The 25,387-nt window shown below is 66.4% G+C and carries 26 protein-coding genes and 1 CRISPR repeat array; of the genes, 7 read left to right on the forward strand and 19 right to left on the reverse strand.

Annotated features, from left to right (window positions below):
- The first annotated feature begins 56 nt into the window (after positions 1-56).
- A CRISPR array of direct repeats spans positions 57-391; the repeat unit is 29 nt; unit sequence GTGTTCCCCACGCGTGTGGGGATGAACCG.
- A gap of 498 nt (positions 392-889) precedes the next feature.
- From ACY3GB_RS20470 to ACY3GB_RS20490, 5 genes are all read left to right on the forward strand, one after another.
- Complete coding sequence (locus ACY3GB_RS20470) at positions 890-2,164, forward strand: MASE1 domain-containing protein (RefSeq protein ID WP_463090340.1); 1,275 nt, start codon at positions 890-892, stop codon at positions 2,162-2,164.
- Positions 2,157-3,635, forward strand: coding sequence for an acyl-CoA-binding protein (locus ACY3GB_RS20475; RefSeq protein WP_463090341.1), 1,479 nt, complete (start codon positions 2,157-2,159; stop codon positions 3,633-3,635). Before ACY3GB_RS20470 ends, ACY3GB_RS20475 begins: the two co-directional genes overlap by 8 nt.
- A 182-nt stretch (positions 3,636-3,817) precedes the next feature.
- Positions 3,818-4,096, forward strand: coding sequence for a RebB family R body protein (locus ACY3GB_RS20480; RefSeq protein WP_463090342.1), 279 nt, complete (start codon positions 3,818-3,820; stop codon positions 4,094-4,096).
- 245 nt (positions 4,097-4,341) lie between these two features.
- Positions 4,342-4,800 carry a hypothetical protein gene (locus ACY3GB_RS20485; RefSeq protein WP_463090343.1) on the forward strand — a complete coding sequence of 153 codons (459 nt, stop codon included), beginning with the start codon at positions 4,342-4,344 and terminating at the stop codon, positions 4,798-4,800.
- Between the two features lie 2 nt (positions 4,801-4,802).
- Positions 4,803-5,111, forward strand: coding sequence for a hypothetical protein (locus ACY3GB_RS20490; protein ID WP_463090344.1), 309 nt, complete (start codon positions 4,803-4,805; stop codon positions 5,109-5,111).
- Between the two features lie 19 nt (positions 5,112-5,130).
- Here ACY3GB_RS20490 and ACY3GB_RS20495 read toward each other — a convergent pair whose 3' ends face one another.
- Together ACY3GB_RS20495 and ACY3GB_RS20500 are read right to left on the reverse strand one after the other, a co-directional pair.
- Entirely contained in the window at positions 5,131-5,451 is a 321-nt protein-coding gene (locus tag ACY3GB_RS20495; RefSeq protein WP_463090345.1) for a DnaJ family domain-containing protein, read from the reverse strand.
- 31 nt (positions 5,452-5,482) lie between these two features.
- The gene (locus ACY3GB_RS20500) at positions 5,483-6,370 is read right to left on the reverse strand and encodes a LysR family transcriptional regulator (RefSeq protein WP_463090346.1); all 888 of its coding nucleotides are present in this window, start codon (positions 6,368-6,370) and stop codon (positions 5,483-5,485) included.
- 101 nt (positions 6,371-6,471) lie between these two features.
- Here ACY3GB_RS20500 and ACY3GB_RS20505 point away from each other — a divergent pair, with 101 nt between their 5' ends.
- Both ACY3GB_RS20505 and ACY3GB_RS20510 read left to right on the forward strand, forming a co-directional pair.
- Entirely contained in the window at positions 6,472-6,879 is a 408-nt protein-coding gene (locus ACY3GB_RS20505) for a DUF2000 domain-containing protein (RefSeq protein WP_463090347.1), read from the forward strand.
- Positions 6,880-6,888: 9 nt separating this feature from the next.
- Positions 6,889-7,467 carry a LysE family translocator gene (locus ACY3GB_RS20510; protein WP_463090348.1) on the forward strand — a complete coding sequence of 193 codons (579 nt, stop codon included), beginning with the start codon at positions 6,889-6,891 and terminating at the stop codon, positions 7,465-7,467.
- 194 nt (positions 7,468-7,661) lie between these two features.
- On the opposite strand, the gene ACY3GB_RS20515 is transcribed toward ACY3GB_RS20510, so the two are convergent.
- From ACY3GB_RS20515 to ACY3GB_RS20595, 17 genes are all read right to left on the reverse strand, one after another.
- Positions 7,662-8,339 (reverse strand): HAD family hydrolase, encoded by a 678-nt coding sequence (locus tag ACY3GB_RS20515; protein WP_463090349.1) that lies wholly within the window; start codon positions 8,337-8,339, stop codon positions 7,662-7,664.
- 87 nt (positions 8,340-8,426) lie between these two features.
- Positions 8,427-9,500 (reverse strand): aldose epimerase family protein, encoded by a 1,074-nt coding sequence (locus tag ACY3GB_RS20520; RefSeq protein WP_463090350.1) that lies wholly within the window; start codon positions 9,498-9,500, stop codon positions 8,427-8,429.
- Complete coding sequence (locus ACY3GB_RS20525) at positions 9,497-10,468, reverse strand: ABC transporter substrate-binding protein (RefSeq protein WP_463090351.1); 972 nt, start codon at positions 10,466-10,468, stop codon at positions 9,497-9,499. Before ACY3GB_RS20525 ends, ACY3GB_RS20520 begins: the two co-directional genes overlap by 4 nt.
- On the reverse strand, positions 10,465-11,160 hold the full coding sequence (locus ACY3GB_RS20530) for an HAD family hydrolase (RefSeq protein WP_463090352.1): 696 nt from the start codon (positions 11,158-11,160) through the stop codon (positions 10,465-10,467). The genes ACY3GB_RS20525 and ACY3GB_RS20530 overlap by 4 nt, the downstream gene beginning before the upstream one ends.
- 21 nt (positions 11,161-11,181) lie before the next feature.
- The gene (locus ACY3GB_RS20535; RefSeq protein ID WP_463090353.1) at positions 11,182-12,360 is read right to left on the reverse strand and encodes an MFS transporter; all 1,179 of its coding nucleotides are present in this window, start codon (positions 12,358-12,360) and stop codon (positions 11,182-11,184) included.
- Between the two features lie 173 nt (positions 12,361-12,533).
- Positions 12,534-13,130, reverse strand: coding sequence for an NUDIX domain-containing protein (locus tag ACY3GB_RS20540; protein ID WP_463090354.1), 597 nt, complete (start codon positions 13,128-13,130; stop codon positions 12,534-12,536).
- A gap of 13 nt (positions 13,131-13,143) precedes the next feature.
- Positions 13,144-14,037, reverse strand: coding sequence for an S-methyl-5'-thioadenosine phosphorylase (gene mtnP / locus ACY3GB_RS20545; protein ID WP_463090355.1), 894 nt, complete (start codon positions 14,035-14,037; stop codon positions 13,144-13,146).
- On the reverse strand, positions 14,030-15,139 hold the full coding sequence (locus ACY3GB_RS20550) for a fatty acid desaturase family protein (protein WP_463090356.1): 1,110 nt from the start codon (positions 15,137-15,139) through the stop codon (positions 14,030-14,032). Before ACY3GB_RS20550 ends, mtnP begins: the two co-directional genes overlap by 8 nt.
- Positions 15,136-15,822, reverse strand: a complete 687-nt coding sequence (locus ACY3GB_RS20555) for an HAD family hydrolase (protein WP_463090357.1) — start codon at positions 15,820-15,822, stop codon at positions 15,136-15,138. Before ACY3GB_RS20555 ends, ACY3GB_RS20550 begins: the two co-directional genes overlap by 4 nt.
- Positions 15,819-17,177, reverse strand: coding sequence for an NAD(P)/FAD-dependent oxidoreductase (locus ACY3GB_RS20560; protein WP_463090358.1), 1,359 nt, complete (start codon positions 17,175-17,177; stop codon positions 15,819-15,821). The genes ACY3GB_RS20555 and ACY3GB_RS20560 overlap by 4 nt, the downstream gene beginning before the upstream one ends.
- Positions 17,158-18,264 carry a DegT/DnrJ/EryC1/StrS family aminotransferase gene (locus tag ACY3GB_RS20565; RefSeq protein ID WP_463090359.1) on the reverse strand — a complete coding sequence of 369 codons (1,107 nt, stop codon included), beginning with the start codon at positions 18,262-18,264 and terminating at the stop codon, positions 17,158-17,160. The genes ACY3GB_RS20560 and ACY3GB_RS20565 overlap by 20 nt, the downstream gene beginning before the upstream one ends.
- Positions 18,261-18,776 carry an NUDIX hydrolase gene (locus ACY3GB_RS20570; RefSeq protein ID WP_463090360.1) on the reverse strand — a complete coding sequence of 172 codons (516 nt, stop codon included), beginning with the start codon at positions 18,774-18,776 and terminating at the stop codon, positions 18,261-18,263. The genes ACY3GB_RS20565 and ACY3GB_RS20570 overlap by 4 nt, the downstream gene beginning before the upstream one ends.
- Positions 18,773-19,888 (reverse strand): DegT/DnrJ/EryC1/StrS family aminotransferase, encoded by a 1,116-nt coding sequence (locus ACY3GB_RS20575; RefSeq protein ID WP_463090361.1) that lies wholly within the window; start codon positions 19,886-19,888, stop codon positions 18,773-18,775. The genes ACY3GB_RS20570 and ACY3GB_RS20575 overlap by 4 nt, the downstream gene beginning before the upstream one ends.
- A gap of 17 nt (positions 19,889-19,905) precedes the next feature.
- Positions 19,906-20,958 carry a Gfo/Idh/MocA family protein gene (locus tag ACY3GB_RS20580; protein WP_463090362.1) on the reverse strand — a complete coding sequence of 351 codons (1,053 nt, stop codon included), beginning with the start codon at positions 20,956-20,958 and terminating at the stop codon, positions 19,906-19,908.
- A 438-nt stretch (positions 20,959-21,396) separates the two neighbouring features.
- Positions 21,397-22,797 carry an L-serine ammonia-lyase gene (locus tag ACY3GB_RS20585; RefSeq protein WP_463090363.1) on the reverse strand — a complete coding sequence of 467 codons (1,401 nt, stop codon included), beginning with the start codon at positions 22,795-22,797 and terminating at the stop codon, positions 21,397-21,399.
- A 234-nt stretch (positions 22,798-23,031) separates the two neighbouring features.
- Complete coding sequence (locus ACY3GB_RS20590; protein WP_463090364.1) at positions 23,032-24,330, reverse strand: HAAAP family serine/threonine permease; 1,299 nt, start codon at positions 24,328-24,330, stop codon at positions 23,032-23,034.
- Between the two features lie 711 nt (positions 24,331-25,041).
- Entirely contained in the window at positions 25,042-25,341 is a 300-nt protein-coding gene (locus tag ACY3GB_RS20595; RefSeq protein WP_463090365.1) for a hypothetical protein, read from the reverse strand.
- Positions 25,342-25,387: the final 46 nt, after the last annotated feature.

Consider the following 25,387-nt stretch of genomic DNA (forward strand, 5'->3'; position numbering starts at 1 on the left):
TCGGTAGATTTTTGGAGTGGGTTTTTATCTTTAAAAATCAGCATCTTGAAATTGGTGTGTTCCCCACGCGTGTGGGGATGAACCGCCGGCGCTGGTCTTGCTGCTGACGTACCAGGTGTGTTCCCCACGCGTGTGGGGATGAACCGTGGAACTTGTCGATGACGACCGGCAGACCAGGGTGTTCCCCACGCGTGTGGGGATGAACCGGGATTGAATGAACGTGCCGCCGCAGTCCCGGCGTGTTCCCCACGCGTGTGGGGATGAACCGCCTGCGGCCTGGTGCTGGACTCCGGCCGGGTTGTGTTCCCCACGCGTGTGGGGATGAACCGCCGCTGCATGGCAAAGCCGGCCTCGGCATCGAGTGTTCCCCACGCGTGTGGGGATGAACCGCGTTGGCGCAGGCGCTAGATCGTGAAGAGTCTGTGTCCCCACGCACGTGGGGATGAACCGTGTTAGAGACAGTACGGCGAACAATCACTTCCTGTTCCCCACGCACGTGGGGATGAACCGGCGGAACAGCGCGATACATGGAACCCTCCCCTCTGTTCCCCACGCACGTGGGGATGAACCGCGCGGTCAGATCCGGGCTGGCGGGCTGGGCATCTGTTCCCCACGCACGTGGGGATGAACCGAAAACTCCTGGTTTTGACGGTTGGCAGAAGGCCTGTTCCCTACGCACGTGGAGATGAACCGCGCGTCAAGGTTTGCCGCTGTCAGATCGAAAACTGTTCCCCACTCACGTGGGGATGAGCCACCATCCCGCTTCCTGTCAAAGACCGCGTGTGCGCGTTTTCTGCGGATGGATTGGTTTGCCATCCAGTCTTTCCCCTGCTTGCGGCGCTTGGGGGGCGCTTTCTATGCTGCAATGGTTGAGGCAAGAGGAGTGGCCATGCAGCAGTTACGAATTGGCGTGCTGGTTGCCGCGCTGTTTCTCGCGGTGGCCTTTGTTTCCAAATCGCTGGCCAGTTCCGTCACGGAAACCATGCCGGTCTGGCTGGGCAGCGGAGTGACGTTTTCCGCGCTGCTGATCTCCCCCCGCTGGCGCTGGCCGGCCATTCTCGCCGGCGTGTGGCTGGCGTCGATGATCTGGGGCATGGCGGCGCATGGCCTGAATCCGGTGGGCGCGGCGGCTTTCGCCTGCATCGAGGCGGTCAGCGGCGCCATGGGCTGTTGGGTGGCCGGCCTGGGGCGCAACGATCCGGACACCCCGGCCGGCATGGCGCTGTTCCTGTGCGGAGCGGCGCTGGCGTCCTGCCTGGGCGGAGCGCTGGCCATGGCCTTGTGGCAATGGCAGCGGCCGGACCTGAATCTGACGCTGGAGGGCGTGGCGTGGGTGTTGTCCACGATGGTGGGCATCCTGCTGCTGACGCCGGTGGTGACCGCGTTCCGGGGCTTTCACCTGCAGCTGTCCGGCGGCATGACGATGGTGCAGTTCCTGGGCGGCGGCGCGGCTTTCCTGCTGTTTCTATGCGCGGTGGCGCTGGTTTTCATCGATCACAGCAGCGAGCGCTACGGCCAGGTGGCCGCCACGCTGGCCTATCTGCCCATGCCTTTCCTGCTGATCGCCGCCGCCTTGTGGGGCGCGCGCGGCGGCGCTGTCGCCCTGCTGTTGGGCGGCTTGCTGATCATTGGGCGAACCGCCCATGGTGGCGGACCGTTCGCGGTGGCGGAGGGGTTTTCCGGCGAGGCGGTGATCGAGGTGCAGGGCTTCGTGGCGATCTGGGCCGCGGTGATGATAGCGGTGAGGGCGCTGTCGGACGGCCGCCGCCAGGCGTTGGTTGATGCCCAGGCCTGGCGTTTGCGCTACGAGCGCATCATGCGCGAGGTGGGGGTGGCGACGGTGGAGTACGACGCGGCCACCGGGCACGCCACCTGGGGCATGGGGGCGGACAAGGTGCTGGGCGAGGGCGTCGCGCGCATCTCCAGCCTGGAGGAGTGGCTGGAGCGGATCGAGCCGGACGAGCGCGGATTGGTGGAGGCCACGTGGAGCAGCGTGGCCAGCGGCGAGACCTGGGCCAGCGAGCAAAGCTACACCGTGGTGCAGGCGGACGGGGAGCGGTTGCGGGTGCGGGAGCGCCTGGCCTGCGTGCGCGGCGCGGACGACGAGGTGGAGATGGTGGTGGGCATGTTGAGGCCGGAGCCTCTGGAGAACGGCAATGGCTGAGCCCGGCGTATTCTTGATCCACGGCCTGGGCGGCACGCAATACGACCTGGGTTCCATGCACAAGCGGCTGAAGAACGCGGGCTTCGTCACCCATGCCTTGACATTGCCGGGCCACGGCACGCGGCCGGAAGATTTGTCCGGCGTCAAGATGGAGGCATGGCTGGAGGCGGCGCGCGCCAAGTACCGCGAAATCGTCGGCCAGCATGAGGTGCTGCACGTGATGGGCATGTGCATGGGTGCCTTGCTGGCGCTGGAGGTGGCCAAGCTGGAGCGTCACGCCAAGGGCCGGCTGGTGGCGCTGGCCCCGCCGGTGTACATCGACGGCTGGGCCACGCCCTGGTATCGGGGCCTGCGTTCCTTGCTGTACCGGATTCCCGGACTGCCGGAGCGGATGAAGGTGGCGGAGGAGGAGCCCTACGGCATCAAGAACGAGCAACTGAGGGCCATCGTCAAGGCCAAGTTCGAGCGCGGAGAGAACTTCCACTACAGCTGGGTGCCGTTGGCCTGCCTCCGCGAGGTGGACCGGCTGCGCGCCGCGGCGATGCGGGGGCTGGATCAGATCGCCTGCCCGACGCTGGTGGTGCATGCGCGCGAGGATGAGCTGACCAGCTTGCGCTCGGCGCATTTCCTGGTCGAGCGCATCGGCAGCGGCAAGCGCGCCGGCCAGGCGCGCATGGTGGTGCTGGAGGACAGCTATCACATGGTGTGCGTGGACAACGACAGGGAAGTCGTCGGCAAGCATGTGCTGGAGTTTTTCAACGCCAGCGCGACGGGCGGCTTCGGCATGAATAGGGTCGATCCGGCAATGGCGCCGGCGGAGATGGCCGAGCTGCTGGCCTCGGCGCGGGGCGCGCTGGAGCAGGGCGACTTCGCCGGCTTGTACAGCTTGGGCATCCCGGATTTCGTCTGGCTGCAGCCGGGGCGCAACCGCAGCAGCGGCGCGTTCCCGGGGCGCAAGGGCCTGCGTCGGCTGCGGCAGTGGACGGACGAGGGCGCGAGCTTTTCCGCCTTCGGCGCGGCGGTGATCAATGCCGGCATGGCGGTGCAGCCCGCCACGCTGCTGCATCGCGGCCTGGCCTCGCCCGGGGTGCTGGCCTTGCAGATGCGCAAGGGCAAGCTGCTGGAGGCCAGGTGGTTTCCGGACGACCTGGGCGCCGAAGACAGCCATTTCGGCGGCGAGCCGTTGCCGGACGGGCCCAGCGAGCAGGAAAAGGCGTTCGAGGCCGCCGCCGCCTTGTCGCGCACCTTGCGCAAGACGCCGGACAACGCCACCTTGCTGGCGCTGTATGCCTTGTACAAGCAGGGTTCGCAAGGCGACGCATCGGGAGAGCGGCCGGGCGCCATGGACATGGTGGGGCGGGCCAAGCACGACGCCTGGGCCGCCAGGCGCGGCATGAGCCGCGAGCAGGCGATGGCCGAGTATGTGGCGCTGGTGAATCGTTTGAAGGATGGCGAGAGCCAGAAGGCTTGAATCCGCCGCCTGCTGACGCCGGCATGCTCAAGGGCGCCGCATGTCCCTTGAGCCCGCGCGCGGCCTGCGCCGGCATCGCTGGGGGCGGGCGCGGCGCATGGCTCCAGTAAGTACTGTCACTGATTGAAGCATTTCCCGGCGGCTGCCAGTCTGAATGCCCCAAACCGCGCAGGAGATGCAAGATGGCCTTCCCCGCCGCAGTCAACAGCCAGATCACCGATGCCGTCGCCCAGTCCAACGTCAAGGTGCTGGGAGACGCGCCCGCCATGGCGATGGGGTCGATCTACCAGGCCATGGCCCACTCCACCGGCATCCTGTACGAGAATGCCGTCTCCTCGCAGCAGCAGATGACCACGCTTGCCCAGTCGGTGTCCAACATCGGCGCGATGCAGATCTACAGCGTGGACACCATGGCGAGCGCGGTGTTTGCCGAGAAAGCGAGCCAGCCCGGCCGCCGATAATCTCGCCAGCTTGTTGACGGCGCTGCGCAGCTTCGGCGATCAATAGCGCGCCTGCTTCCGGCAGCGCGCCGCGGCGGTTTTGGTGCGGCTATCCCATTGTTTATCCAGCAGGAAGTGGATTTGGCGCACAAGGTTTGCTCCTGATCAAACCTGGCTTTTTCAGCGCGGGCGACGGCCGCCGCCATCGCCTATGTTGGGGAGGCGGCCAGTCGAGAACGGGGCGGCGCAAGCGGAGGAGGCGGAGCATGGACTATCTGTTGTTGTCGCACCCGACTTTCGGCGCGCTGGGCATCATCGCGGCGGTGTGGGTGCTGGTGGAGACGCTGAACGCGTCGGAGGGCAACGCGGCGCGGATTCGGCTGGCGTCGCGGGCGACGGCGCTGTGCATCGGCCTGTCCTGGATATTGGGCGGCTACTGGTATGTCCATTTCTACGGACACGACAAGGCGCTGATCCTGAAAGGCCCGCTGCCCTACGCGCACAATCTGGTGATGGAGACCAAGGAGCATCTGTTCTTCATCGTATTGATCCTGGCGTTTTACCTGCCCATCGCCGCAGCCGAGCGTCTGCATGAGAACGCCGCGGCGCGGCGGATGACGGCGGCGACCGCGGCTTTGCTGGCGTTGACCGCGTTCGCGGTGGAGGGCGGCGGAGCGATCATCAGCTTCGGCGTCAAGGCGGCGTTGCTGCAGCATGGAGGCTAGCGATGGACAAGGCTCTTAACCGTTGGGCTGGCGGCTTCGCGCTGTCGGCTTGCGTCGCCATCCTGTTCAACACCGCATTGGCCTGGCTGAAGGACAGCCTGCCGGCGCTGAACGGCTGGATGGCGTCGCTGACCGGCCATCACTGGACTACCCACGGCTTATTCGATCTGGCGGTGTTTTTCCTGTTGGGACTGGCCTTCGCCCGCGCCGGCGCGGCGGACAGGCTGGGCGGCGACGTTCCGATGAAGCTGCTGGCGGGCTGTACCGTGGCGGCGGGTCTGGGCCTGCTGCTGTGGTTCCTGTTCGTTTAGCCCGGCCAGCGGCGCGGCGTCAGGCGCCGCCGCGCAGGCGCTCCAATTGCAAGGCCAGGCCCAGCGCTTTTTGCTGTACCTGGGCCTGTTTTCCGCGCCAGGCTGGGGTATCCGGCTCCAGCTCGGCGAGTTCCGCCCGTAGGGCGGCGAGTTCTCCCATCGCTTCCACTTCGGCCGGCACGCAGCCGGCGTCCTTCAATATCTTGTACGACATCCTCAGCTCGGCCGGCGTGGCGGCATAGCCGTCGTCCAGTTCCAGCGGCTTGCCCCATCCCTTCGCGCGTCGCAGCTCGCCGCGGCGAGATCGCGTGGACTTTGCATGGTTTGCCTCCCTGAACATGGAATGCCGAATTATAACCTTGGAATAAATGTCATTGGCGCGGAGGGGGCGCAGCCAAGAAACGGACCAGCCGCAGTGTCAGGCTTTCCCGTGCGGCGTTGGCGGGCCAGACGGCGTAGACGCCCAGCGCCTCTATCTGGCAGTCGGGTAGGACGACGCGCAGCTGTCCAGCGGCCAATTCGTTTGCCACCAAGAACGCTGGCGGCGTGGCCAGGCCACAGCCCGCGATGGCTAGCTGGCAGGCGGCATCGACGCTGTTGGCGGTGATGCGCGGTTGGATGGCGAAGTCGTGCCGTTGCCCGGCGGCGTCGACCAGGGTTTTGCGTTTGGCTCGCATCCGTATGCCCAGCCAGGGCCAGTCTGCCAGTTCTGCGGGAGAGGCGGGCTCGCCGCGCGCGTCCAGCAGGCTGGGCGCGGCCACCAGCAGGCGGGGCATGTCGAACAGGCGGCGGGATTTCAGCGCGCTGTCCTGCAGTTCGCCGATGCGGATGGCCAAGTCGATGCCATCCCGGATCAGATCGCGTTTCTCGTCGCTGTAATCCAATTCCAGCTCCACCTTGGGATAGCATCGGGAGAACGCCGCCAGGCTGCTGGTGAGCGGGCCGCGGGCGAAGAAGGCGGGCAGGCTCAGCCTGAGCATGCCGGCGGGCTCGGCCGCGCGTCCCGCCAGCTCGTTGAGTCCGGTTTCCGCCGCTTGCAGCATCGCCTGGGCGTGGCCGTAAAGCGCCTGGCCATCCCGCGTCAGCGACAGCCGCCGGGTGGAGCGGTACAGCAAGGCGACTCCCAGCCGGCTTTCCAGTTGCGAGACGTGATGGCTGATCACCGATGGCGCCAGGCCCAGCGCGCGGGCGGCGGCGCGGAAAGAGCCGGTTTCGGTGGTCTTGGCGAATACGGCCAACGCGCGCAGTTCGTCTATCATTGTTCTGTTTTTTAGATTATTGAATCTCAATTGTACTTAATTGTGGATCATTTGGCGGCAGCGCATAGTGGACCGGTTCTTTTCGTGTTCAGGAGCCATTCATGGATGACATCCGTTGCGCCATCATCATTGATCCCGATCTGCCGCCCGGCGTCATCGCCAATACCGCCGCCGTGCTGGCGATGTCGCTGGGCAAGCGCCACCCTGAGTTGGTGGGGCAGGATCTGCCCGACGCGCGCGGGCTGCCTAGGACAGGCATCACCACGGTGCCGATGCCGGTGTTGAAGGCCGGCGCGGATCAATTGCGAGCATTGCGAGCGGCCGCTTGCACGACGGAGCTGACGCTGGTGGAGCTGACCAGCGCCACCCGCGCCACCCGCAGCTATCAGGAGTACGCGGCGGCGCTGGCGTCCACGCCGGAAGAGGCGATCCAGTATCAGGGCCTGGCCCTGTGCGGGCCGGGCAAACGGGTGCGGCAGCTGACCGGTAGCCTGGGCCTGTTGCGCTGAGGGGGCTGCATGATCTGGAACTTCATCGCGGCCACGGCGCTGGTCACCTTGATGCCGGGACCCTCGCTGCTGCTGATCGCGGGGGCTTCGGCGCAGCGCGGATGGCGTGCGGGCGCGGCGGTCACGCTGGGAGTGGTGCTGGCGGACGCCATTCTGCTGCTGGCGGTGCTAGGCGGCTTGGGGATATTGGCGGAGGCGGCGCCGGCCGAGTTGTCGTGCTTGAAATGGCTGGGCGCCGCCTACTTGCTGTACCTGGGCGCGGCGCAGTGGCGCATGGCGGGGAAAGGCGCGTCCGGGGCGGGGGCGGGCAATTTCCGCAGCGGACTGGCGACGACGCTGCTGAACCCGAAAATCATCGTTTTCCTGGCATTGTACTTTCCGCAGTTCATCCGGCCGGGCGAGGGCGCGGGACGGCAGATGCTATTGCTGGGGCCCTTGTTCCTGCTGACGGTGCTGGCAGTGCTCCTGCTGTGCGCGGCCGCCGCGCGCTGGCTGGGCGGCATGGCGCGGGGGCGGGGAGAGGCCTGGCTGGAACGGACTGGCGCTTGTTGCCTGATCGTCTGTGGGCTGTGCTCCGCTATCGCTTAGATCCGCTCGCAAAACCCCTGATCCTGCGTTGCGCCTCCTTGTCGTACGGATGGGTACTGCTTGCGTTGGCGTGCCTTGAGCGGATGCAAGGGCGGAGCGCGTTGTCTGTTTTCTATTGCAAGGATTGAGAAGGGCGGAACGCCTGTTCCGCAGCGTCAGGATGCCTCACCCTGTGTTCGCGGCGGTATCCAAGCTCAGGTTTGAGTCGAGCGGATGTCAGCCCGCTCCAGCCATTGCCATAGCTCTGGCGCGTTGAAGTCGGCGATCACGGCATCGGCGCCGGCCTCGAGCAATGCCGCTTCCGGCAGCATGCCGGCGATGGCGAAGGTATGCAGCCCGGCTTGTTTCGCGGCGCGGATGCCGGATGGAGAGTCCTCGAAGGCGCAGGCGCGCTCGGCGCGTCCGCCCAGTCGGGCCAGGCCGGCGAGATAGGGCAGCGGGTGGGGCTTGCCGTAGGCCAGCTCGTCGCCTATCACCAGCGCATCCACCCGCGAGGTCAGGCCCAGGCCATCCAGCATCAGCTCGGCGTTGGCGCGCGGCGCGTTGGTGACGACGGCGATGGCCGCGCCGTTGGCTTGCGCCCAATCGAATAGCCGCAGCGCGCCAGGCGCGGGGCGCAATTGGCCGGCCGAGGCGCGGAACAGTTTTTCCTTGCGCTCGGCCAGTTCCCGGTGCCGCTCCGGGATGTCAGGCAGCAGCGCCCGCATGATGGCTTCATTGGTGGAGCCGTGGACGTGCCGCAGATAGCTGTCGTGGTCCAGCTCCCGGCCGTGCTCGGCCAGCAGCGTGCGGAAGGCGTGGAAGTGGAGCGCGTCGGTATCGGTCAGGGTGCCGTCCAGATTGAACAGCAGGATGAAGTCGGCTTGGGACATGGCGGATTCGTGTTCTGGTTCCGCGCCCATGGTAGGCGGCGTGTCGCCGCCGGGCAAGCCGCCGCTTCGCTGCCCGGCGGTTTCCGCCTAGCGGGATGGGGCGATGCCCAGCCGGTAGATGGTGGTGCTGCGGTACGGCTGTTCCGGCCGCAAGACGGCGCTGGGGAAATGGGAGACGTTGGGCGTATTGGGAAAGTGCTGGGCCTCCAGGCAGAAACCGTCCGATTGCCGGTAGGCGCGGCCGGACGTTCCATGGTAGCGGCCGGTGAGCACATTGCCGCTGTGCAACTGCAGGCCGGGCTCGGTGGTGAGCACATCCAGCTGGCGCCCGCTGCAGTCCTCCACCGCCCGCGCGGCCAGCCTGGGATAGGGTTCGGCGCCGTCGCGCGACAGCACGTAGCAATGGTCGAAGCCGCGGCCCAGGCGGATTTGCGGGTCGTCGGCGCGGATGTCCCTGCCCAGCGGCTTGGGTTCGCGGAAATCGAATACCGTATCCTGCACGTCGCGGATCTCTCCAGTGGGAATCAGCTCTTCCGTCACCGGCAGGAAGTGGTCGGCCAAGATGGCCAGCTTGTGGTCCAGCGCGCTGCCGCTGCCCTCGCCCGCCAGGTTGAAATAGGCGTGGTTGGTGGTGTTGAACACGGTGGGCCGGTCGCAGCTCGCCTCGTAGCTGATCACCAGATCGCCCGGCGGTTTCAGCGCGTAGCTGACGGTCAGGATCAGTCGTCCGGGAAAGCCTTGGTCGCCGTCCGGGCTTTCCAGCCGCAGCAGCACTTCGGGCCGGTCGGGAAGGTCGGCCACGGCGGCCACTTGCCACAGGCGGCGGTCGAAGCCTTCCGGTCCGCCATGTATCGCATGGCGGCCTTCGTTCAAGTCCACTTGGTGCCACTGGCCGTCAAGCTGGAAACGGCCGTCTTCGATCCGGTTGGCGTAGCGGCCCATGGTGGCGCCCAGACGGCCGCCGGCCTGCCGGTAATCGTCCAGCCGGGTATAGCCGAGCACCACCGAGTCGAAACGGCCGTGCCGGTCCGGGCTGCGCAGCGACTGCAGCGTGGCGCCCCAGGACAGGATGGCGGCGCTGACGCCGTTGCTCAGCGCCAGTTCTATCTTTTCGACGACTTCTCCGCCGGGCAGGAGGCCGAATGGGGAACGGGTAATCATGGGGTGGCCTCCGATTTGGGCGCGCGGACGGCGCGCAGCCGCATCAGCGCGTCGAAGCGTTGCAGAACGGCGGGCCGCTCGCGGCTCGCCCGCTCGGGATTGATGGGAAACAAGGCGGGCTCGCGTTCGCCGCGCAGCAATAGCTTGGCGTGATGGCGGAACAGGTCGGCGGCTTCGTCTGACATCACCCAGTCCAGCGCCCTTCGCGCCAGCGCTTGCTGCGTGCTGCCGGCGAGGACGCCGTAGACTTCCGCTTCCGCGCCTATCGCGTCCTGGGGCAGAGCCTGGATCAACGCCGGGTTGTCGCTCAGCCGGCGGCGGGCCGCCACCCGCACCGTGATGCCCAGCGCCGCGCCGTTCTGGCCGACGCGGGCCGCCGGCTCCCAGGCGGAGCCGGGGTAGTCGATCACGTTGCGGTCTATTTCCACCATCAGCCGCCAGCCGTCTTCCGGCCCGTAATATTGCAGAATGGTGGTCAAGGCCAGGTAGCCGGCGCCGGAGCGGCGGGGGTCGGGGAATAGCAGCGCCTGGCGAAGCGCCGGCGCGGCCAGATCGGACCAGCGTGTCGGCGGCTCGGCGCCGCGGGCCTGCAACAAGGCGGGATCGGCGACGAACGCCAGCGAAAAGCCGGTGGGACGGTAGAAACCGTCGGCGTCGCAGCCGCCGGCCGCCGGCGGCGCGATGCGGGCGGCGATGCCCGGACTCTGCGCGGCGGTGTCGGCCCAGCCCAGCACCAGGTCGCCCTCGGGGTCGGACAGCAGAAAGGCGGTCAGGCTGGAGGTGGGCATGCGCCACACGGTGATGGCGACATCGGGCAGCAGGCGGCTCAGCGCTTCGAGGTAGTCGGCCAGCTCATAGGGCTCGAACGAGCTGTAGGCCACCAGATGCCCGCCCGCGCCGCTGCCGGTGGCGGCTTCGATGCGGACGGCGTCGGCGGGCAGTCCCGCCGGAGGAAGGAAGGGGCTCATGCGCCGGACTCCTCTGCCTCCGCGCCGAGCTCCAGCGCGTCCAGCCGCCGCCATAGTTCGGCGGCGGTGAAGTCGGCGATCACCTCGTCGGCGCCGGCGTCAAGCAGCGACGCGGCGGGCAGCGAGGTGCCGATGCCGAAGGTGTGGATGCCGGCGGCGCTGGCGGCGCGCGCGCCGGACAGCGAATCCTCGAAGGCCAGCGCGCGCTCGGCGCGTCCGCCCAGACGCTGAAGCCCGGTCAGGTAAGGCAGCGGGTCCGGTTTGCCGCGCGGCAGCTCCTCGCCTATCACCAGCGCGTCTATCCTACCCAGCAGCTCCAGCCCGGCCAGCATGCGCTCGGCGTTGATGCGGGGCGCGTTGGTGACGATGGCGATCGGCACACGGCGGGCCTCCGCCCATTCGAACAGCGCCAGCGCGCCGGGCGTGGGCTCCAGCTTGCCGATGGCCGCGCGGAACAGTTCCTCCTTGCGTTCGGCCAGCCGGCGGTGGGCGTCCAGGGACAGATCGGGAAACAGCTCGCGCATGATCGCGTCGTTGGGCGCGCCCATGATCCGCTCTTTGTAGATCTGCATGGTGATGCTGCGCTTGTGATCGGCCAGCAGCGTCTGGTAGGCGCCGAAATGCAGGATGTCGGTGTCCACCAGAGTACCGTCCAGATCGAACAGCAGCGTGAAGTCGGCTTGGCTCATCATTGTTCTCCTTTTGCTCAAGTCTCAGGCTTTGTGCGGCAACGCATGGCGGTAGCCGGCGGCGAGGCAGGCCGCGGCCATCAGCAAGGGCAGAATCACCAGCATGCCAATCGCATTGACGAGGCCGGCCACCTGGCCGATATAGCCTAATACGATGGGAACCACCAGCAGGGAAACGCCCACCGCCTGGGTGGCGCCCACCGAGATCAGGCCGACGTGGTCCGGCTCCAGCCGGATCGCGTTGCTGATCAGCAGCGGGAAGAAATTGCCCAGACACATGCCGGCCAGGGCCAGCGCGGCGATGGTGGCGGACGGCAGCGCGCTGGCCCACAGCGCGAGAATGGCGCCGCCGCCCAGCAGGATCACCGCCATCAGCATGTTGCGGCCGTCGAACCGGGCCAGCAGCCGGCTGGAGACGATGCGGCCGAACACGGTGCCGCCGAAGAAGACCGACATCAGGCTCACCGCCTGCGCCGGTCCCAGGCCCAACCGGCTTTCCAGAAACTGCGCGCCCCAGAAGCCTATGCCCCATTCCGCGCCTATGCCCAGCAGCACCGAGCCCCAGCACAGCGCCACCGCCAGCGGCACGCCGCCGCGCGAAGGCTTGCTTGGCTTGGCTGCCGGCGCAGGACGGCCGGCGGGTGCCGGCAGCGGCAGCACCAGCGCCAGGGCCAGCGCGGCCGCCAGCAGCGTCCAGCGCCAGGGAATGCCGGCCGCGGCCAGTTGGCCGACCAGCAGCGGACCGGAAAACACGCCGGCGCCGGCGAAGATGAAGGCTTCCACCATCGCCATGTCGCGGTGCTCGGCCTGATGCCAGGCCAGCCCGGCCTGCACCGCTGATTGCAGCACGCCGCCGGTCAGACCCATGGCGATGGCCGCGGCCAGGGTGCCGGCGAAGCCGCGCGCCTGGGCGATGGACAACACGGCCAGCACCATGGCGACCGCCGCGCCGCGGATCAGCGGGCCGAGGCCCAGCCTGGGCAGCAGCCAGCCCCCCAGCAGGCCCGACGCGACCAGGCCGCCGGCGTAGCTGGTGAAATGCCAGCCGACCTGGATGGGATCGTAGCCGAACTCGGCGCGCAGGAAGGGCAGGGTGGAGCCCAGCACCGATTGCTGGAAGCCGAACACGGCCAACACCAGATAGAGGAACCAGGTGGGGCCGTCGCGGCGGAATGGCCGGGTGGATCGGGGGCTGTCTGTCATCGCGGTTGATCCTGAGGTGTTGGTGCGGAGGCTTCGGAACGCACGCCGCGTCGGCTGATGGGCCGGCCCGATGCGTCCGGAGACTCCGCCGCTGGCGTCTCGGCGCGATCGCCCAAGGCAGTGGCTGGATCCGGCTTCTCCGGACCTTCCCGCCGCGGCGATCCCTGCCTGTCTTAATCCAAGAGCCGGTGCAGTTGCGCGTATTGCAGCAGCATGATGGTCTTGCCGTCGGCGATGTCGCCGCAGTCCACCATCGCCAACGCCTGCCGCAGCGGCAGTTCCAGCACCTCCAGCTCCTCGCCGTCCTCCTCCACGCCGCCGCCGTCTCCCACCTTGTCGCGGGGATGGTATTCGCCGACGAAGAAGAAAAGCTTCTCGGTGACCGAGCCCGGGCTCATGAAAGCTTCGAATACCTTGCGCACATTGTCTATCCGGTAGCCGGTCTCCTCTTCGGTTTCGCGGCGGATGCAGGTTTCCGCGTCGTCCTGGTCCAGCAGGCCGGCGCAGGCTTCGATCAGCATGCCGTCGTGGCCGTTGACGAAGGCGGGAAAGCGGAACTGGCGGGTGAGGATCACCGTGCGGCGGGCGCGGTTGTACAGCAGGATCACCGCGCCGTTGCCGCGGTCGTAGGTTTCGCGCGACAGCGTCTGCCAGCTGCCGTCGCGGCGCAGGTAGTCGAAGGTGGTCTTGCGCAGCACGTACCAGTCATCGGACAGCACTTCCACGCGTTGGATGCGCACCCTTTCCCGGGTAGCGGTGGTATGGCTCATGCGGTGTTTCCTTTTACTTGTTCGTCAATCGGCTTGCGTTCGGCGCCACGGTCAGCAGCCGCGCCAGCATGGCGGGGTCGCGCTGTTCCGGCGCGGTCATGATGGCGGTGTCCAGCGCGCGGTCGCAGCCGCAGCGGCAGGCGCCGCCGTGGCGGCCCAGGCGCTGCACCGCTTCTTCCACCAGCCGGCGCGCGCTGTCGCCGATTTCGGCCATCCGCTCCGCCACCAGCGCGGCGTTGACCGGTTCCTGCGATTCGAACCAACAGTCGTAATCGGTGGGGATGGCCACCAGCGCGTAGCACAGCTCGGCTTCGCGGGCGAGCTTGGCTTCCGGCATCGCCGTCATGCCTATCACGGTGCCGTCCCACTGGCGGTAAAGCCGGGACTCGGCGCGGGTGGAGAATTGCGGCCCTTCCATCACCACATAGGTGCCGCCGTCGCGCGCCGGCACGCCCGTGGCGGCGGCGCTATCGGCCAGCGCTTCGCGCATGCGGCCACAGATTGGGTCGCCGAAGGGCACGTGGCCGACCAGGCCGGAGCCGAAAAAGGTCTTGTCGCGCATCAGCGTGCGGTCGATGAACTGGTCGACCAGCACGAAATGGCCGGGCGGCACGTCTTCGCGCAGGCTGCCCACCGCGCTCATCGATAGGATCTGGACGCAGCCCACGCTGCGCAGCGCGGCGATGTTGGCCTTGACGTTGATGGACGCGGGCGGGATTGCGTGGCCCGGCCCATGGCGCTGCAGAAAGGCGACCGGCACGCCGCCCAGATAGCCGGTGACCACTGGCGAGGACGGCGCGCCGAAGGCGGTGGCGCAGTGAACGGTTCGGGCGTCGGTCAGGCCCAGCAGTCGCTGGAAGCCGCTGCCGCCTATGATGCCGATGCGGGCCGGATGGGATTCAGTCATGGTGGATTCCTTGGGTGGAAAGGTGGCCGGCCAGCGGCGGGGCCACCAGCCGTTCGCGCAGTTCGGACAGCGCCGACGGCGCGTTGCCGCGACAGCGCAGCAGGCCCTCGCTGGCATGCTCGGTGTAGCGCGGATCGTGGATCTTCAGGTGCCGGTCTATCGCCGGCAGGTAGTTCCAGCGCACGCCGGGATACAAGGAGTGGGCGAGATGGTAGGCATCCGAAGTGGGGGCGATGAACACCCGCACCAGCCAGCCGCTGACGCCGAAGTAATCGGTGGGGCGACCCATCAGGTATTCCAGCTCCAGCCGCTCCTGCGGGAAGCCGGGCATGAACCAGCGATGCTCGGCGAGCAGCGACACCCAGGCGAACACCGGGTAGGAGGTGAACAGCGGCAGCAGCCAGCCGAAGGCCACGCCCGGCCAGCCGCCGACCCAGTACAGCAGCGCGCCGGTGGCCAGCAGCGTCGCGCAGCGGGCCAGCGCCGTGGTTCGGGAATGGTTGAGCAGGCTGTTGCGGGTCATCGTGCTCAGATTGTTCCAGAAGCCGGCCGGCCACAGCGGGTATAGCAGGCGGGCCAGGAAGGCGGCGTCCGACAGGCCGGCCAGATAGCCGCCGGCGAACACCCGGGCGCGGTTGGGGTCCAGTTCCGGGTGGTTGGGTTTGCGATGGTGGTCGCCGTGGGTTTTGTGGCGGCTGTGCATGTCGCGCTTGAACACCGGGAATTGGTAGAAGATGTCGCTCAGCCACCATTGCCAGGCATGGGACGGGCACAGCGCGAAATGGACGGCGTTGTGGCCGAACTCCTGCAGCGCGCGCATGCGGCCGCCGCTCCACAGCGTCACCAGCGCCCAGCCCACGGCGGAGTCGGCCAGCGCGGCCGCCATCACCGCCGCCACGATGTCCAGCCAGGTCCAGACAAAGGGCAGCGGCGCGAGCCAATTGTCGAGCGGACGGTAATAGGTTTCCGGATTGTCGTTGACGCGCGGCAGCAGCCGCAGCCTGCGCATCACCGGTCCGCTGTCGCGGTAATAAAAGTAGACGATGCCACGCATCGCCAGCGAGGCGGCCAGCACCGCCAGCAGAGTATAGAGCGAATTCATGAGGGTTCTCCCGCCGCGGCGGGCGCGGACAGCGCCGGCAGCAGCTCCGCCAGGCTGGCGCAGACGGGGGCGCCGCCTTCGTCGAGCCGGTCCCGGTCCTGGTGGCCGGTTTCCACCAGCAGCGCGCGCCAGCCCACCTGCCGCGCCACCTCGCAGTCGTGCAGCGTGTCGCCGATGAACAGCGTGTCCACCGGCGGCAGCGCCAGCCGGGATTGCAATGCCCGGGCTTCATCCAGCTTGCCCGAGGCGTGGGTGTGGTCCAGGCCGATCACGTGCTGGAAGCTGCCCAGCAGCCGCTTGGCGTCCAGGGTGCGCAGCAGCACGTTGCGTTGCGACGCCGACAGCACCGAGGCGCCGATGCCACGGGCGGCGGCGAGCTCCAGCAGTTCCGCGACGCCGTCGTGCATCGGGCAGCGCGCGACATGGGCGTCGAAATGCTCGAGGTAGACGGCGACGATGTCGGCGAACGGATGGCAGTTGAAGTCGAAGCCCAGCCGCGCGTAGAACCCGGCGATCGGGAAGCCGAACTCGCGCCGGTAGCGCTCGCGCGTGACCGGTTCCGCCCCGAAGCGCGCGCAGCAGCGGTTCACCGACGCCACCGCCAGATCGATATCGTCGATCAGGGTGCCGTTCCAGTCGAAGACCAGATGGCGCACCCCGGCCAGCCACGATGCCGCGCTCATGGATGGCCTCCGCCGGGCCGCAGCGAGCCGAGCACGATGCGCGCGGCGATGGGGGGCGCGTACAGCCGCGATGGGCTGACGATCAGGTTGCTGACGCCGATCTGGGCTTCCAGCGCGCCGCGGTGGTAGGCGGACAGCCGGGTCAGGCCGGCGCCGTACCAGTGCAGGAAGCGGGTGCGCCAGTCGCGTTCGCCCTCGGTTTCCGGGAAGCGCAGGTCTTCGGTGACCGCCATCTGCCAGGCGGGGTCCAGCACCCGGCACAGCTTTTCCTGCAGCGCCTGGAAGCCCAGCCCGCCGGCCAGCAGCGCGTCCAGGTTCTGGCCCAGGCATTCCGCCTCCAGCGCGCACATCGTCATGCCCTGGCTATACAGCGGATTCATGCTGCCCAGCGCGTCGCCGACCACCAGCAGGCCGTCCGGCCAGCGCGGCAGTTGGTCGTAATGGCGGCGCAGGCTGCCGGGCATGCGGAATACCGACACGTCGGACAGCGGCTCGGCGTCCTGTATCACCTGGTGGATGTCCGGCATGGGCAGCGCGGCCAGCGCTTTCAGAAAGGCGTTCGGGTCGCGGTCCGGGTAGTGGCCGAACCAGCCGCCGGTGGTCACCATCCAGCGGTCGCCCTCGATCGGGCTGATCACGCCCATCGCGCGTTGATGCGGCGGCGTGGCCAGCACCAGCAGCACCTTCCATTGGCTGGCGAACTCGGGGCGGCGCCGGTAGATGCGCGACGCGTAGCCGAGGTCGGTTTTCACCATGCTTTTTTCCACCGCGCCGAAACCGGCGGTTTCCAGCCAGCCGGGCAGGCGGGTGCCCCGGCCGCTGGCGTCCACCAGCGCGTCGGCTTCCAGCGTCCAGGCGTGGTCGTCGTTGCGCAGCCGGACGCCGGCGACCGCCAGCTTGTCGCCATCGCGGCGGAAATCCACCCCTTCCATCTGGGTGCGCGACAACACCGTCACCTGCGGCAGCCGCGAGACGCGGCGGCGCAGATGGGTGTCGATCAGCCGGCGGCTGCAGTAATGGGCGTGGATGCCGCAGCGATAGCGGTTTTTCCAGCGCCCGGCCTGGTACCACTTGACGTCGTGGCCCAGGTCGGCGACCAACGCGCCAGCCTGCTCCAGCTCCGACAGGAAACCGGGGAAGATGGCCTCCATGATCTCTTTGCCGCGCTGCAAGAGCAGATGGACGTGGTGTTCTTGCGGCACGCTTTGGCGCGCGCTGGTCTCGTCGTGGAAATCGCTTTTCTCCACGATGGTGACGCGGGCGTAGCTGCGGGCCAGCGCGGCGGCGGCCAGGCAGCCGGCGATGCTGCCGCCCAGCACCACCGCGTGGCCGTTTTCAACTCGGGGCGTAGTCATTCAATGTCCTCGCGATGTAGTCGAGGTCCTTGCTGGTCAGGTCGGGATGCAGCGGCACCGTGGTCAGCGAGCGCAGCAGCCGGGCGGCGTTGGGGCAGTCGCGGCGGTAGCGTTCCAGCAGCGGCTGCTGGTAAAGCGGCTGGTTGTCGTACTTGCCGATATCGGACGGGATGCCGCGCGTCATCTGGTAGCGCACCAATTGGCGGCCGTCGTGGCCCACCGCCTGCAGCAGCAGCGCGTAGCCATTGGCTTGCCCGTGTTCTACCAGCGGCAGCTCGCGCAGCGCCGGGTTGTCCAGCGCGGCCAGCAGCCGTTCGCGGTTGTGCAGGCGGATATCGAGATGCCGGGGTAATAGGCGGCTGCGCGCCAGCCCCAATGCCGCCTGCAGGCCGCCCAGCTTCAGATTGATGCCCACGCTGTGGCCAGTGAGGTTGCCGAAGCGGGTGTAGGCGCGGATGCGCTCGGCCCGGCGCGGATCGGCGGTCATGACGAAGCCGCCTTCGCCGGTGGACATGAATTTGCAGTCATGGGTGCTGAAACAGCAAATCTCGCCGATGCAGGCCAGCCAATCGCGGTTCAGCCGGGTCAGGTGGCAGTGCGCCAAGTCCTGGATCAGCGGGATGCCGTGCTCTCGTAGCAGCACCCAGGTTCGGTCCGAGCGCACCGGATAGCCCCACATCGGCACCTCGATCACCGCGCGGGTACGCGGTCCCAGGCAGCGTTGCAAATCGTCCGGGTCCAGGCCGAAGCTGTCGGGCGCCACATCGCAAAACACCGGCACCAATCCTTGTGCCAGGATGGGCAGCACGGTGCAGATCGGGCAGGTGGGCGCCAGCACCACCTCGTCGCCTGGCGCGAAATCGACGCCGGCCAGCGCGGCGTGGACCGAGGCGGCGCCGGAGGAGACGGCGATCACGTGCGGCAGGCCATACAGGCCGGCCAGCGCCGCTTCGTATTCGGCGACGATGTCAGAGGTGCCGGACAGGCCGCCGCGCAGCGCGCGCGCCAGCTCGGGGATGTCGTCCGGCGTGTCGTGGACGCAGGTTTCGGCGATATGGCGGGTTTCCAGCGCAAGCGTGCTCATCATCGGACTTCCTGCTGTACCGCCTGCCACACGGCATCGTCGTCGTACAGGCGTTCCAGCATGCGGCGGAAATTGGCGAACATCGGCAGCTGCTCCAGGCGCTCGCGCGGGAAGAAGCCGACCTCCACCGCCTCCCGGCCCGGTGGACAGCGCCGTTCGGGCGTGGCGCACAAGTAGATCAGGTCCAGGTGGTAGTGCGGCGTTTTCGGATCGGCGATGTATTCGCATAGCACCCGGTACGGACGATGCAGCGCGGAGACGTCGGCCTCTTCGTCCTCCAGCGCTAGGTCGCGTTCGCCCAGCAGCCGGGCGTGGATGCCGGTTTCCTCCCGCACCTCGCGCAGCGCCGCCTCGTCCGGCGTCTCGTGCCGCTCGACGTGGCCGCCCGGGTACAGCCAGACGCCGAGCTTGCGGTGGCGCAGCAGCAGCACTTCATGGTGGGGGTTGAGCACGAAGGCCGAGGCGGTGAAATGCCGCTCCAGCCCGGCGCGCTGCATCGCTCGGTCTGTGATCATGGCGCCTGGTATCCGTTGATGACGTCGGCCATGTAGTCCAGCTCCGCCTCGCTCAGCGCCGGATGCACGGGCAGCGTGGTCATGCCGGCGAGCAGCGTCTCGGCGTTCGGGCAGTCGAGGCGGTATTCGGCCAGCGCCGGGAAGCGATACAGCGCCTGGCAGCCATAGCGCTTGATGTCGGACGGGATGCCGCGGGCGTCAAGGTAGTCGATGAAGGCGCGGTTATCGGCGAAGCTCAATTCCAGGTTCAGGAAGTAGTAATTGGGATTGCCGCCTTCGATGATCCGTTTTTCCCGCACTTGGGGATGGCGCAGCCGCTGCAGCAGATGCCGGGCATGGGTGCGCCGGCAGTCTATCTGTTCGGCGAGCTTGTCCAGCCGGTTGTGGCCCAGCGCCGCCGGCAGCGCGGCCAGCTTGTAGTTGAGCCCGAAATCCGCGCCGTTGAGGTTGCCGAAACGGCTGTAGGAGCGGCAGCGCTCGGCGAGCTCGGCGTCGTCGGTCAGCACGAAGCCGCCTTCTCCGGTGGCCAGCGGCTTGCGCTCGTGGGTGCTGAAGCAAGACAGGTGGCCGTAGGCGGACAGGTGCTTGCCGTGCAGCGTGCTGCCGTGCGAGTGGGCCAGGTCCAGGATCAGCTTCAGGTCCAGCGAGTCGGCGAGTTCGCGCAGCTGGTCCACCTCGGTGGGGTAGCCCCACATCGGGATGTCGATCAGCGCGGCGGCGCGGGGAGAGACGCGGTCGCACACCGAGTCGGGGTCGGCGCCGAAGCCGTGAGCGCGGGTATCGACAAACACCGGGTTGGCGCCGGCGGCGATGATGGGGTAGACGGTGCACAGCGGGCAACTAGGGGTCAGCAGCACATCGTCGCCCGGCCGCACGCCGGCGGCGTACAACGCCACGCTGACCGCCGCGCCGCCGGAGGACAGGGCGACAGCCTCGGCGGCGCCGAACCAGCCTGCCAGCGCCTGCTCGTAGGCGGCCACGGTATCGCTGGTGCCGGACAGCGCGCCGCGCAGCGCCCGCTCCAGCGCGGGTAGATCGTCCGGGTACTGCGGACGGTATTTGTCGGAGATCACGCGGTCGACGATTTGCGCCGCGGCGATGGTTTCGGTCATGAAAGGCTCCTGTTCGATTACAGCGACAGCGATTCGATGCCGGTGCGTATCCGGCTGTGGGCGTTCTGCAGGCCTTGGGCCACGGCGTCGGCGGAGCAGATTTCCTCAATCACGCGGTAAGTGGGCAACAGGCTGGCGAAGTCTGCCTCGAAGCGGCGGTGTTCGCGTATCGCCTGAAAGAACTGGTGCAGCTCGCCGTGGTAGCCGCTGCGCTCATAGCCGGAGTCGAGCGGCCCCGGTTGCCAGGCGCCGCGCCAGCGCTTGGCGGCGCCGGTGGGGCGGGTGGCGTGTTCGGGCTCGTGCAGCGTGATGTTCCACAGGTTGTCCAGCTCCACCAGGGTGGAGGTGGAGCTGACCAGCTTCATGTCGAACTCGAAGTAGGGGAAGCTGGTGCCGGCCAGCAGGCTGGCGGTGGCGCCGGAGGAGAAGGCCATGTCGGCTTTGACGATCAGCGCGTCGTCGTGGCGCTGGACGCTGGACTGCACCCGGCGCAGCTCGCCGTCGCCGAAGGTGATGGCCAGGTCTATGGTGTGGATCGCCTGCGCCAGCAGGAAGGAGCGCAGCGTGGAGTCCAGGCCCCACAGCGGGGCGCGGGGCTTGTTGGCGTAGTGGTTGAGCTGGATGTGCAGGGTTTCGCCGAACTCGTCCACCAGGGTCATTTCGCGCAGCTGGCGCACCGGGCGGGCGAACTTGAAGTTCATGCCGACGCCGGATACCACGTCGCTGCGGTTCGCGGCGTCGATCAGCGTTTCCAGCTCCTCCAGCGTCGCGCACGGCGGCTTCTCGACGAACACGTTGACGCCCTTGCCCATCGCCAGCAGCCCCATTTCGAAGTGCAGCTGAGGCGGGCCGGCCATGATCACCGCGTCCAGCTGGATCTGGTTCAGCATGTCCGGCACGTTGTCGTGCACCGGGATGTCCGAGATGAAGCGGTGGATGCGCCGCGCCCGTTCCAGGTCGCTGTCGCAGGCGGCGACGATCCGTATGTCCTGCATCTGCAGCAAGGACGGCAGCAGGTTTTCCTGCATTTGCGCGCCGATGCCGACAAGGCCAACTTTGATCAAACTCATTGTGAATCTCCATGACGGTCCCCGCGCGGGGCGCGGCGAACCTGTCTTGCTCGGGATTGATGAAAAAGCCTCAGCCCTGCGCGGGCAAGCGCATGGCGGAGTCATGCCCCAATGAGAAAAAGCGGCACAGCCAGTAGCGAGTTTTTATCGTTGGCATCCGGATTCGCGGGAGGCGACGCCCGGTGCGGGCGGGGAGGCTCTGAAGGCCTTGCGGGATACGGTTTCGAACCGGTTATGCGGCGAGTATGTGCCGGCGTCGGCGAGGGAGATTGCGAATACTGATAGAAAAGACAGGTCTGTTTTAGTCGGAACTGTCAGGCGGAAATGGTCAGGGCGCGTGGAATGTCAGACGCGGCGGGGCTCGCGCAGTGTTGCCATTCGCGCCACATGCAAAAACGCCGCCGGGAAGCCGGCGGCGTCGATGGGAACTCGCGGGGGTCAGGCCGCGTCGTCGACCCAGCGGATGGCCTGGGTGGGCACCGCCTTGTTTTCCACCTTGATCTGCAGCGCGAGACCGCCGCAGGAGGTTTCGCGGTACTTGGCGTCCATGTCCTTGCCGGTTTCGTACATGGCGGCGATCACCTTGTCCAGCGACACCTTGGGGCTGCTGACGCGGTGCATGGCCATGCGGGCGGCGTTGATCGCCTTGACCGCGGCGATGGCGTTGCGCTCGATGCAGGGAATCTGCACCTGGCCGGCCACCGGGTCGCAGGTCAGGCCCAGGTTGTGCTCCATGGCGATTTCGGCCGCCATGCATACCTGGGATGGGCTGCCGCCCATCAGTTCGGTCAGGCCTGCCGCGGCCATGGAACAGGCCACGCCCACTTCGCCCTGGCAGCCCACCTCGGCGCCGGAGATGGACGCGTTCAGCTTGAACAGGCAGCCGATGGCGCCGGAGGACAGGAAGAAGCGCAGGCAGCTGTCGTCGTCCAGCGGCTGGATGAAGTGGTTGTAGTAGGCCAGCACCGCCGGCACGATGCCGCAGGCGCCGTTGGTGGGCGCGGTCACCACGCGGCCGCCGGCGGCGTTTTCCTCTGACATCGCCATCGCGTACATATTGACCCAGTCCATCACGCTCATCGGGTCTTTGGCCACGGTGAGCGAACTGGTCAGCATCCGGTGCAGGGCCGGCGCGCGGCGCGGGATGCGCATCGGGCCGGGCAGATTGCCTTCGGTGCGCATGCCGCGCTCGACGCTGCTCTTCATCACTTCCCACACGCGGCGGAAGTGCGCTTGCACCTCGCCCGCTTCGTGGAAGGCTTTTTCGTTTTCCATCACCAGCGCGGCGATGGACAGGCCGGTTTCTTCGCACATGTCCATCAGCTGCTGGGCGGTGACGAAGTGATAGGGCACCGGGGTGTCGCTGCAGCTGGACTGGTTGAAATGCTCTTCGTCGACGATGAAGCCGCCGCCGATCGAGTAGTAAGTCTTGGTCAGAACCTTCTCATCGCCGATGTAGGCGTGGATCTGCATGCCGTTTTCGTGCAGCGGCAGGTTGGCGGTGTGGAAATCCATGCCGAAGGCCACGCGCTGGTGGGTGCGGCCCAGCGTCAGCTGGCCGGTTTGCTCCACGTCGGCCATCAGCGCGGCGGTGGCGTCAGGATCCACCGTGTCCGGCAGGTTGCCGGCGAGGCCGAGGATGATGGCCTGGTCGGTGCAGTGGCCCTTGCCGGTGAGGGCGAGCGAGCCGTAGCAGTCTACGTGGACGCGGTTCACTTGGTTGAATTTGCCGGTTTCCTTGAGCGCGCCGAGGAACTGGTGTCCGGCCTTCATCGGGCCGACGGTGTGGGAACTGGAGGGGCCTACGCCGATTTTGTAGATGTCGCTCATGCTGAACATGATGCTACCTCTTTGAAGCGGGTGCGGCGGGAGGACAGGGGGCGATCCGCGGCCTGTCAGGCTGCCGACACGTGAGTGGAGCGATTTCGGAGGACCCGGCGCGGCCGGGCTTCTCCATATCCTTGCTTGGGCTGCGGCCTGGCGGCTGCCCGCTCCTCCCGCCCTTGTCCTGCAAGGGCGTCTCGTTGAGCGAGAGGAGGAGGGGCTAGGCCGGCGCGGCCCGTTTGCTGACGATCAGGCGATCAGATCGTAGAAGATGGCGGAGATGGCGATCAGGCCGATCAGCACCACGAAGATGTTGCTGGCGGCTCCGGAGTACTTCTTCATCGCCGGCACTTTCTGGATCGCGTACATCGGCATCAGGAACAGCAGCATCGCGATCACCGGGCCGCCCAGGGTTTCGATCATGCCCAGGATGGACGGGTTGATGGTGGCGATGATCCAGCAGGTCACGATCATGAACACGGCGGTGTAGCGGTCCAGCTTGGACGACTCGATGGTCTTGCCGCTCTGGCGCAGTTGCTTGACCACCAGGCCGTTGAAGCCTTCCTTGGCGCCCAGGTAGTGGCCCAGGAAGGACTTGCTGATGGCGACCATGGCGATGATCGGGGCAACCCATTCCATCACCGGGTTCTGGAAGTGGTTGGCCAGGTAGGACAGGATGGAGATGTTCTGGGCCTTGGCGGCGGCCAGGTCGGCCGGGCTCAGGCTGAACACGCAGCTGAACACGAAGAACATCACGGTCAGCACCATCATGGTGTGGGCGCGGATCAGCACGCGGCTGGAGGCCGGCTCGGCGTCATCGCCGTGCAGCTTGCGCTGGTCGACGGAGAAGGACGAGATGATCGGCGAGTGGTTGAACGAGAACACCATCACCGGGATGGCCAGCCACAGCGTCTTGTAGAAGGCGCCGCTGGACACTGCGTCGGAGAGGCTGCCGGCGTGGCGGATGGCGGTGTCGCTCCATTGCGGGATCAGGTACAGCGCCAGCAGCATCAGCACCACCACGAACGGGTAGACCAAGATGCTCATCGCCTTGACGATCATCTGGCCGCCCAGGCGCACGATGGACATCAGGCCCAGGATCAGCGCCAGCGAGAACACCGCGCGGGTGGCGATGCCGTTGCCCACTTCGATGTGCAGCTGGTTATTGAGGAAGGACAGCACCGTGTTGGTGATGGCCACGCTGTACATCAGCAGGATCGGGTAGATCGCGAAGAAGTACAGCAGGGTGATGATCTTGCCGGCGCCGATGCCGAAGTGCTCTTCCACCACTTCGGTGATGTCCGCGCCTTCCTTGCTGCCGGACAGCACGAAGCGGGTCAGGCCGCGGTGGGCGAAGAAGGTCAGCGGCAGGGCCAGGATGGCCATCAGCATCAGCGGCCAGAGGCCGCCGATGCCGGCGTTGATCGGGAGGAACAGGACGCCGGCGCCGATGGCGGTGCCGTACAGGCCGAGCATCCAGGTAGTGTCGTGCTTGGTCCATCCGGACGAGCCGGAACGGGGAGCGGTTGAGGCGATTGCTTGAGACATGATGAGGTGCCTTTTACAAAACGAATATTCGCAATTACTAGGTCCGATGTCCTGGCCCTTGTCGTTCAAACCAGGCCATCGGGAGAAAGCTGTTCTAACCGGCGCGATCCCGAGCGGTGGATGCCTATCCGGTTGACTTGCTGCTCATCGTAAGTGCTTTGTAGTTTGAAAGGTACACATTTAAGAACATCAGTTGATTCTAATCAAGATAAATTTGTCATCAAATGAACAAATGAACACAGTCTGGCGAGTGAAAACAGAATTTCAAAAGAATGCTTTTGGGGTTTTATTGGCACTATTTTTAATTATTTCAGTTTTCAAGCAATAAAATTTCGACATGAATGTTTATTTCATTAAATATTTCAACTTTTCAAATTTTGCGCATCCTGCGAGGCCTGCTTGGCAGCAACTATCGTATGGAGTAATTGCTCGGCAACAAATTTGCGCTGTCCGAGAGGCTGGAGGGATGGGCGTCAGGATGAAAACCGGCATTGTCATGCTTGCGGATGCGCTGTGGATGAGCGGGCTCCGATCAGGGCGCGTTTTTGCAACTCATTGAATAAAAAAGATTTTATTGCAATCTCGGCTGTGCCATTGACGCAAGGCCTGGGCATGAGGGATTGAGTGTTCGATTGTGATTGAAGTTGTTCGAAACAGTACTATCTTTAGTCGGCAATGTGCTGAATAATTTTCGAATACGAAAAATAATAATCAAAAATGAACATTGTTGTTTTCGAAATAAGTGAATCCCTGCTGTGGGCGTGCTTGGGTTTCGTTCGGGCTTGAGCCATGGGCTTGCGCACGGAGAAGGATGGCGATGGGACGCTTGCGGAAGACGATGCCTGGTGATGCCGGATTGTTTTTTAAATCAAATGCTTGATGTCCAGTGCGGCGATTGGGTCGGATGCGGGTGGGATGCTCATCTGTTGGCGGACCCTGACTGGGCAGGCGTGGAGCGGGACCGGATGCAGTGTTGATTGGTATCAAACACAAATTTACTAAAACGAACATAAAATTTGCGGGAAGTCGCACTGGATGCGAACGGCTTCGGCCCGCG

This window comes from Chromobacterium sp. Ag138, assembly GCF_055181315.1.